Consider the following 7405-nt stretch of genomic DNA (forward strand, 5'->3'; position numbering starts at 1 on the left):
GCAGCTTCTCAACGCTGCGGAACGCCGCCCACCGGCCCGCGCCGCCGCGCCGCGCGGCGATGACCAATTGGGTTGCGGCCGCGAGATTCACGAGAAGCCCTGCGAGAACTGCGGCCTCCGCCGCGACGACCAGCGGACGCGGCAACACCGCACCCGACGCGAGCAACACGAAGGCGACCAGGTCCGCCGGCGCTATCAGGTACAGGACGGCCCTCGCCGCCCTCAGCACGTCCGCTCCCGCACGATGCTCAACAGCAGTCGGAAGACCTCACGCTGCGCTGGGGACATCTCCTGCATCCATCCGGCGTCCGCGTTCTGCTCGACCATGAGGGCCGCGAGTTCCTCCGGCAGGTGGTCGGCGAGCTCTTCGGCGAGCGCGGCGACCCGCGGATCGTCCGGCGGCGCGTCCGCGATCTCGTCCAGCCGGGCGTAGATCTCGGCGCTCCTCCCGCGCGCCTCCGGCTCGGCCAGCGGACGCAGCATCTCGGCGAACCTCGCCCGCTCGGCGGGCCCGGCGGCGGTGTCGACCAGCGCGAGCAGCTCCTGATCGAACTCGGCGAACCGCGACCCGCGCGGCAGCCCCCGCAAGACCTCCGCCATGTGCGGCGACACGGCCGAATCCGGGTGCAGCTCCGCCTCGGCGAGCAGCTCCGCCAGCCGCGCCCGCCTGGCCTCGATCGCCTTCTGCTGGCGGGCCAGGTCGGCGTCCAGCTCGGCGAGCACCTCGCGCAGCTCGCGCCCCTGCTCGTCGGCCAGGACGTCTTTGACCTCGTCCAGGGAGAGGCCCAGCTCCGTCAGCCTCCGCACCCGCGCGAGCACCACCGCGTCCCGGAGCCGGTACTCCCGATACCCGTTCGCGCGCCGCTCCGGCTCGGGCAGCAGCCCCAGATGGTGGTAGTGCCGCACGGTCCGGGTCGACACCCCGACCAGCGCGGCGAGTTCGCCGATCCGCATGCGCTCATTACAAACGTTGACGCAACGTCAAGGTCAAATACCCCTGTGAGCCACCGCGTCCCAGGGCACGACCCGGCAGGCGCCCCGGCTCAGGCACGGACGGGTGTGAACGGTGGCGGCACGGGCCTCGCCGGGATGCTCGCGCCGCCTGACACACCGGCCGCTGATCACCGTCCGTCACGATGGTCCTCTGAAGGGCCGGTCGTCCGATGCTGAATTATGGACATCCGAACAACGAGAGCGAACGGTCTCGCGCCCTCTGTTCGGACGGACGTTGGGGCGCTAGATAGCTGATCAGAGGCGGAAAAGCGGATACTCCGTCCAGATCCAGCGCCGTTTCGGGCTGATCATTATGACCGCTTCCGGTCAGCGATCTTTGTATCCACGTCCGGCTCCGACCGGACTGCCAGCCCTCACCCTCCCACGGGCCGCCGACGCGGCAGACCATGGCCCAAGCTCGCATATCTGCAGGTCAGAGACGTATTGCCGCAGCACGGCCAGGAAATTTGGTCCATGACGGAGCGTGTTGGACCTGCCCGGCGGGGGATCCAGCGGGCCGGCGGAGACGTCCTCTCCCGCCTCATCCACCACATGTCGCCCATCTGGCCGTTACCTCTCTGATGACGCAAAAGCCCTCGTCAACGCGTTACCGTGCCGTCCGTCCGCTGCCGTTCGCGGCGGATGCACCACCGGTCGAGCGGCGAATGGGGGGCCGTCTGTGGAACGTCGTGCGCGGCGCTCGCGCGCCCTCGCGGCCGCCGCCGCCGGACTCTCGGGAGTCGCCGTCGCGACGCTCCTCGCGTTCCAGGCGTTCCAGGGGCATCCGGCCACCGCAGCTCCGCCGATGCCCGCGCCCGCCGCGTCCACCGCGTCCGGCAGTGTGACGCCCTCCGCGGCTCCGGCGCTCCCCCGCTCGGCGCCGGTCCGCCTGGAGGTGCCGCGGATCGACGTCCGGACGCCGCTGATGAAGCTGGCCAAGAACCCCGACCAGACCGTCGAGACCCCGCCGCTGAGCCGCGCCCAGGAAGCCGGCTGGTACCGGCTCGGCGCCGCCCCCGGCAGCCGCGGCGCGGCCGTGGTCATCGGGCATGTGGACACGACCCGCGGGCCCGCCGTGTTCTACCGGCTCGGCGAACTGCGTCCCGGCGACCAGGCCCGCGTCCTCCGCGCGGACGGGCGCACGGCGGTGTTCCGGATCGACTCGGTCGAACGCGTCGGCAAGGACCGGTTCCCCACGCAGCGCGTCTACGGCGACCCCGGCTACGCGGCGATCCGCCTGATCACCTGCGGCGGGCGGTTCGACCGCGGCAGCGGCCACTACACCGACAACGTCATCGCCTTCGGTCACCTGGTGCGGTCGGAGGGGGGACGCTGACATGCCCGCGACGTTCGACCCCGCCGCGTTCGCCGGCTCCGAATGCACGGTGACCATCCCCGACCGGGCCGTCCGCGCCGGACGCCACCGCGTGGCCTACCCCGGAGCCGGGCGACCGGTCAGCGCGCCCCGGACAGGACACGCCCCGTCCCCGGCAGAAACCCTGCCCGACCACGCGGCTCACTTGATCGCGCCGCCGGCACGTCCCAGGCACGCCATGCCGCCCGCCCGGCATGCCCCTCCCCGCCCCCGGCCGGCGCCCGCCGCCGAGCCACTCCCCAAAGGGCGGGACGGCAAGCGGAACCTGCCGCGCATCCCCGCGGACGCGATGCGCGTGACGGTCCTGATCCCGGCGCACAACGAGGCCAAGCAGATCACCGAGACGATCGCCTCGCTGCGCCGCCAGGAGCGTCCTCCGGACCACATCGTCGTCATCGCCGACAACTGCACCGACGCCACCGCCGCGTTCGCGCAGCTCTGCGGCGTGGAGATCGTCGGGACGCGGGGCAACGAGCACAAGAAGGCCGGGGCGCTGAACCAGGTCCTCGACCGGCTGCTGCCGATCCTGGGCCCGGAAGACGCGATCATGGTGATGGACGCCGACTCGGCCCTCGACCCCGGGTTCATCCGGCACGGCATCGACTACCTGGCGGACGGGCGCTACGCGGCCGTCGGCGGGACGTTCACCGGCAAGCCGGGCGGCGGCGCCGTCGGCATGTTCCAGCGCAACGAGTACGCCCGCTACGCCCGCGATGTCCGCCGTCTCCAGGGCAAGGCGCTGGTCCTCACCGGCACCGCCACCATCTTCCGCGCCACGACCCTCCAGGAAGTGGTCGCGGCCCGCCGCTCAAAGCGCCTCCCCGGTCTGCCCCACGTCTACGACGTCCGGGTCCTGACGGAGGACAACGAGCTCACCCTGGCCATCCTCCACCTCGGCTTCCGCATCCTCTGCCCGCCCGAATGCACGCTCACCACCGAGGTGATGCCCACCTGGCGCGAACTGGCCCAGCAGCGCCTCCGCTGGAAGCGCGGCGCCCTGGAGAACCTCGTCGACTACGGCTGGACGCCGATCACCCGTCCCTACTGGGGACGGCAGCTGCTCTCCCTGATCGGCATCCTGGTGATCACTGCCTACCTGTCCTCGCTCGTCTACTCGGCGATCTGGCTGGGCGGCATCACGATCAGCCCCATCTGGGCCGCGGTCACGGTGATCTTCATGGTGGAGCGCGTCGTGACCGTCCGGCAGCGAGGCAAGTTCCAGATGGCCCTCGCCGCCACGATCGTCGTCGAAATGGTCTTCGACGTCTTCCTCCAGATCGTCCAGGCCCGCGCCTTCTGGCAGGCCGCCTGGCGCAAAGAAAGGAAATGGTAGGTCATGTACAACACACCCCCCATCGGAGGCATCGCCGCGGGTTTCGGCGGCGCCGCCGCGGCCTCCCCGTGGCTCGGCATGCAGGCCCTCTGGCTCGGCCTGGCCCTGTTCACCCTGGTCTCGGCGGGCCTGGCCGTGAAGCGGATCCTCCCCGCCCGCAAGGGCTGACCTTCCAGGAAGGCCGGGGCGCGCGGCCCCGGCCCTTCTTTCGCTCAGGCGGCCCTGGCGAGTTCGCGATCGCCGCGCGCGTCCGCCGCGGCGGGCGGCGGCCCGTCCAGTAGTTCGGCCAGCCGGGCCAGGCCGGCGAGCCCGGGGAGCAGTTCCCCGTCCGGGCTGACGACGGCCGGGACGACCTGCGTGCGGCTCTGCCACTCCGCACGCCACTGCTCGACCCGCCGCTGCCCCGCCAGCGTCAGAGGCCCGCCCTGCACGCTGACCGTGGCACCGAAGCGCCGCTCCGTCCCGAGGGCGACCCGTCCGGTATCGATCGCCATCGGAAGGTCGGGGCCGTACCGGTGGACGTCCGGCGGCGTCCGCGGGTACATCAGCTCGGCAACGATCCGGCGGATCTCGTACGGGCTGCTCACGTGCCGCCCCTCCACCCAGATCGCGCGGAAGATCGCGCGGCGCACCTCGTCGGCCATGCCGTCGGTCAGCGCCTCGGCGTAGGCGGCCACGGCCGAGCCGGTGTTGCTGACAAGAGCCGGCGGCGCGTCCGGCACCCGCTCCCCGGGCCGCGAGATGTCCGCGATCTCCCCCAGCTCACGGGCCCACTCGTCCTGAGCCGCACCGCTCGGCGCACCGGTCAGCGGCAGCTTCGGATCATGCTCGACGGCCCGCCACTCGACCTCGGCAGCACCCCGCCGGACGAGCTCGTCCACGCGAAGACTCGCCAGGTAGGAGTAGGGGCAGTTGAAGTCCCCGTAGACGACATACCTCATCGCGCATCCCTCCTCGACGATGCCGTCGCTCTATTTATCCAGTTTGCACTAGTGAAAACTAAAAAACCACCCCCCGTCGCTGTGACGTGGCCCTCCCGCCGGCACCCGCCCGCGCACAGGAGCCTCTGCTCTCACTGAGACCCCTCCGACACCGCGCCGAGCGAATCCTCCTCTGCCAGGGCTACACCGACTGCACGCAGATCAACATGGGAAGGACGGCCGCACCGCCCTACGAGACCAGCCATCCGCACGGCCTGCGGCGCCACACCGCGCTTCGACCGGACGAACAAGACCGCCCTTGACCAGAGCTTTCCTGGTCGAGGGCGGTCGCACTCACCACACCGCCGGGCGGCGAACTCAACACCCCTCCGCCGACGCGGGCTATCCCGCCGCGCGGTTCCGGGCCGCGACCTGCCGATGGAACTCGTTGAGCGTCGCCGTGATGACCTCCGCCGCCGACAGCCATCCGGTGACGTCATCGTCGTTCTTGTGATCGTTCAGCGGCACGGTGTCGAGCTCCAGCATGCCGTTGTCGTAGGCGGTGAGCTTCAGGGTGAGCGTCAGCCCCTTGTCCCGTGGAGTGGGCCGAACGTCCATGGTCTCCCGGATCCGCTTCAGACTCGCGGGCATCAGAACCTCCAAACGATCGTCGGTTACCGGCATCAACATAAAGCAAACCCCACCAAAGCCCCCAAGATTCGCACCAACCACCTCTCAGAAACGCTCTTTCTACCGCTTGCCACTCGCAGCAGTAAGCCTAGACATCCCCCAACCGATCCTGGCAGTAGTTCTGGAAACAACACCCCGAGTCACACACGTTCAAATTGTGACCACAGACACACATGTCCAAGAATGGCCTGGAGCTTCAAATCATGGCGGCGCCGAACTACCTTCCACGGCATGAAACTTCTCGGACAGTTCTGGGGCTACCTCCTGCTCATCGTCCTAGCACTAGCCTGGTGGAAGGGGGGCGTGGCACCTGTCATCCTGATCGTCCTATCAGTCGCTGCAGTGTTCTACTTCTTCTTCCGGGCACCCGTCTGGTGTGGTGCCATGACCAGAGAGAACAGGCTCTGTCGCAAGAACGCCAACGGCATACTCATGGGTTGCAGCTATCGACATCATAAATGGCAGAAGATCAAACTGGTCTTCTTTCCTCGCGCCTGGGCAGAACTGAACCGCGGCCTATGGGCAACCCCACGTGAAGGGATGACCACCCTGGCCGGGCTGGCTGGAGTCGTGTCAAGCCTTGCAGCGGTGGCAACCCTGGTAATGAAGAGTTCCGGAAAGGGTTAGGCGGGATACCCAGGCCAGGCTCGGCAGGCCGGCCACCCCGGTGGACGAGGCAGTCGTCTCGCCATCCGACGGCGGGTCATCCCTGGACGTAGTCGCTGAGGGCTGGACGTCGGCCAGATATACCAGATCGGCGACAAGACGGGCCAAACATGTGCCCCCGGCCTGAGCGTGAAGATCGGTGAGGCGCCGGTAGATCACCGCCCGGTTCGGGTTAACGACATGGAAGACCGCTCGTCCCGCCCGAACTCGTCCGGCTCAAACGTCGCCACCTGTCCGATCACGAGACGGCACCGCACGGTCGCCGGTTCTCCGGTGGACGTGGTGGGCCGCTCTCAAAGACCGTTCAGCACCTTGCCTCGCGACTATCCCGCGAACACCCTGCAATCGCCGGGGACAGCCGGGACCAACCGGGATGCGACGAGACAGCCCCTGGCCACGAGCACGCTGATCAGGGGCTGTCGTTGCTGGGTGGGGTTCAGGATTCGAAACTGGGCAGGCTAAGCCGACGGTTTTACAGTCCCACCGCCGAACGGCCCTGGCCTGCCGCTTCTCGCGCCCGTCACTCAACCTCGGCACACATTCGGCACGCCAGAACGGTCAGAGCCATGTGACCCGGATCAGGCACGCCTCCCGCTGCTCCTCCAGGACGAAGTAGACGGCAAGGCCGCCGTCCCCGAACGCGAGCGTGAGCATGTTGCCTCGGGGGTTGGACCTGCCGAACGGCTGACCGCTCCACGGAGAGACCTCCAACAGAGTGACCAACTCGGCGAAGGGGCCGAGAGCCTCGTCCGGAAGGGCGGAGACCTGCTCCTCGACCTCCGGCGTCATGATGAGTCGATACAACTAGCCTCGGGCCTCACGCTCGGCGAGAACCTCGCGCACCGGTCGTCCCTTGGGAACCGTCTCTCCGGCTTGGATGCGCTCGGCCACCGCATGCATGCGCCGCCGGCCTTCGGGGTCTTTGGCCGAGTCACAGGCCGCAAGCCACCACAGGTGTACGAAGTCGTTCAGGGCACCCAAGTCCAGACTGACGCGCACCTCGTCGAGCACAGCCTTGAGCCCGGCGTCGAACGCGTCGCGGTCCTGCGGCACCACCAAAGCGGCCCGGATGGTACGAAGACTCTTCTCCGGCACAGGCGTACCGCCTGCCGGGTAGTCCTGCGGTTGCGCGGTCATCACGAGCCCTCCTCCCCCGTACCTAGAGCCTACAGACCTCGGCCCGTCTTGCGCCTGGATCGGTCGGAGGGCGGTGAGGCCCAGCACCGCGCACCAGCCTTCTAATCCGTAGCAATATCAGCACTGTCCAGGAACGTCCCCGCAGGTCCCCTGACCAGCGCCGCCCCCTCCCGCACATCCACACCCGTCCAAGGTCATCCGACCCCGTAGTCAGCACCGTCGTTAGCATCCGCACCCGTCCCGGAGGGTGCGCCCGCGCGAACGGCGAGACGGTGTGACAGACGGATTCGC

General features: G+C 69.0%; 9 protein-coding genes and 1 pseudogene. 4 read left to right on the top strand and 6 right to left on the bottom strand.

Features of this window, described 5'->3' with window-relative positions; translation table 11 throughout:
- Both ACIWVC_RS17530 and ACIWVC_RS17535 read right to left on the bottom strand, forming a co-directional pair.
- Positions 1 to 229 (bottom strand): annotated as a pseudogene (locus ACIWVC_RS17530) (hypothetical protein); the annotation flags it as partial.
- Positions 223 to 954, bottom strand: a complete 732-nt coding sequence (locus ACIWVC_RS17535) for a MerR family transcriptional regulator (protein ID WP_396448364.1) — start codon at positions 952 to 954, stop codon at positions 223 to 225. The pseudogene ACIWVC_RS17530 and the gene ACIWVC_RS17535, both read right to left, overlap by 7 nt.
- 718 nt (positions 955 to 1672) lie before the next feature.
- Between ACIWVC_RS17535 and ACIWVC_RS17540 the strand changes: the two genes are divergently transcribed.
- From ACIWVC_RS17540 to ACIWVC_RS17550, 3 genes are read left to right on the top strand one after another with little or no spacing between them, the layout of a single operon-like run.
- Complete coding sequence (locus tag ACIWVC_RS17540; protein ID WP_396454327.1) at positions 1673 to 2329, top strand: class F sortase; 657 nt, start codon at positions 1673 to 1675, stop codon at positions 2327 to 2329.
- Between the two features lies 1 nt (position 2330).
- The gene (locus ACIWVC_RS17545) at positions 2331 to 3701 is read left to right on the top strand and encodes a glycosyltransferase (RefSeq protein ID WP_396448362.1); all 1371 of its coding nucleotides are present in this window, start codon (positions 2331 to 2333) and stop codon (positions 3699 to 3701) included.
- A 3-nt stretch (positions 3702 to 3704) separates the two neighbouring features.
- Complete coding sequence (locus tag ACIWVC_RS17550) at positions 3705 to 3869, top strand: hypothetical protein (RefSeq protein WP_396448361.1); 165 nt, start codon at positions 3705 to 3707, stop codon at positions 3867 to 3869.
- Positions 3870 to 3913: 44 nt separating this feature from the next.
- Here ACIWVC_RS17550 and ACIWVC_RS17555 read toward each other — a convergent pair whose 3' ends face one another.
- Both ACIWVC_RS17555 and ACIWVC_RS17560 read right to left on the bottom strand, forming a co-directional pair.
- Positions 3914 to 4642, bottom strand: a complete 729-nt coding sequence (locus ACIWVC_RS17555; RefSeq protein ID WP_396448360.1) for a DsbA family protein — start codon at positions 4640 to 4642, stop codon at positions 3914 to 3916.
- Positions 4643 to 5023: 381 nt separating this feature from the next.
- The gene (locus tag ACIWVC_RS17560) at positions 5024 to 5272 is read right to left on the bottom strand and encodes a hypothetical protein (protein WP_396448359.1); all 249 of its coding nucleotides are present in this window, start codon (positions 5270 to 5272) and stop codon (positions 5024 to 5026) included.
- Positions 5273 to 5542: 270 nt separating this feature from the next.
- On the opposite strand from ACIWVC_RS17560, the gene ACIWVC_RS17565 reads away from it, so the two are divergent.
- A complete protein-coding gene (locus ACIWVC_RS17565) occupies positions 5543 to 5938 on the top strand; it encodes a hypothetical protein (protein ID WP_396454328.1) in 396 nt (131 codons plus the stop codon).
- A gap of 597 nt (positions 5939 to 6535) precedes the next feature.
- On the opposite strand, the gene ACIWVC_RS17570 is transcribed toward ACIWVC_RS17565, so the two are convergent.
- The gene (locus ACIWVC_RS17570; protein ID WP_396454329.1) at positions 6536 to 6766 is read right to left on the bottom strand and encodes a hypothetical protein; all 231 of its coding nucleotides are present in this window, start codon (positions 6764 to 6766) and stop codon (positions 6536 to 6538) included.
- Between the two features lie 15 nt (positions 6767 to 6781).
- A complete protein-coding gene (locus ACIWVC_RS17575; protein ID WP_396454330.1) occupies positions 6782 to 7114 on the bottom strand; it encodes a DUF6247 family protein in 333 nt (110 codons plus the stop codon).
- Between the last annotated feature and the right edge of the window lie 291 nt (positions 7115 to 7405).

Origin of the sequence: Actinomadura sp., from assembly GCF_044508335.1 — a bacterium.
Taxonomy (GTDB): domain Bacteria; phylum Actinomycetota; class Actinomycetes; order Streptosporangiales; family Streptosporangiaceae; genus Spirillospora.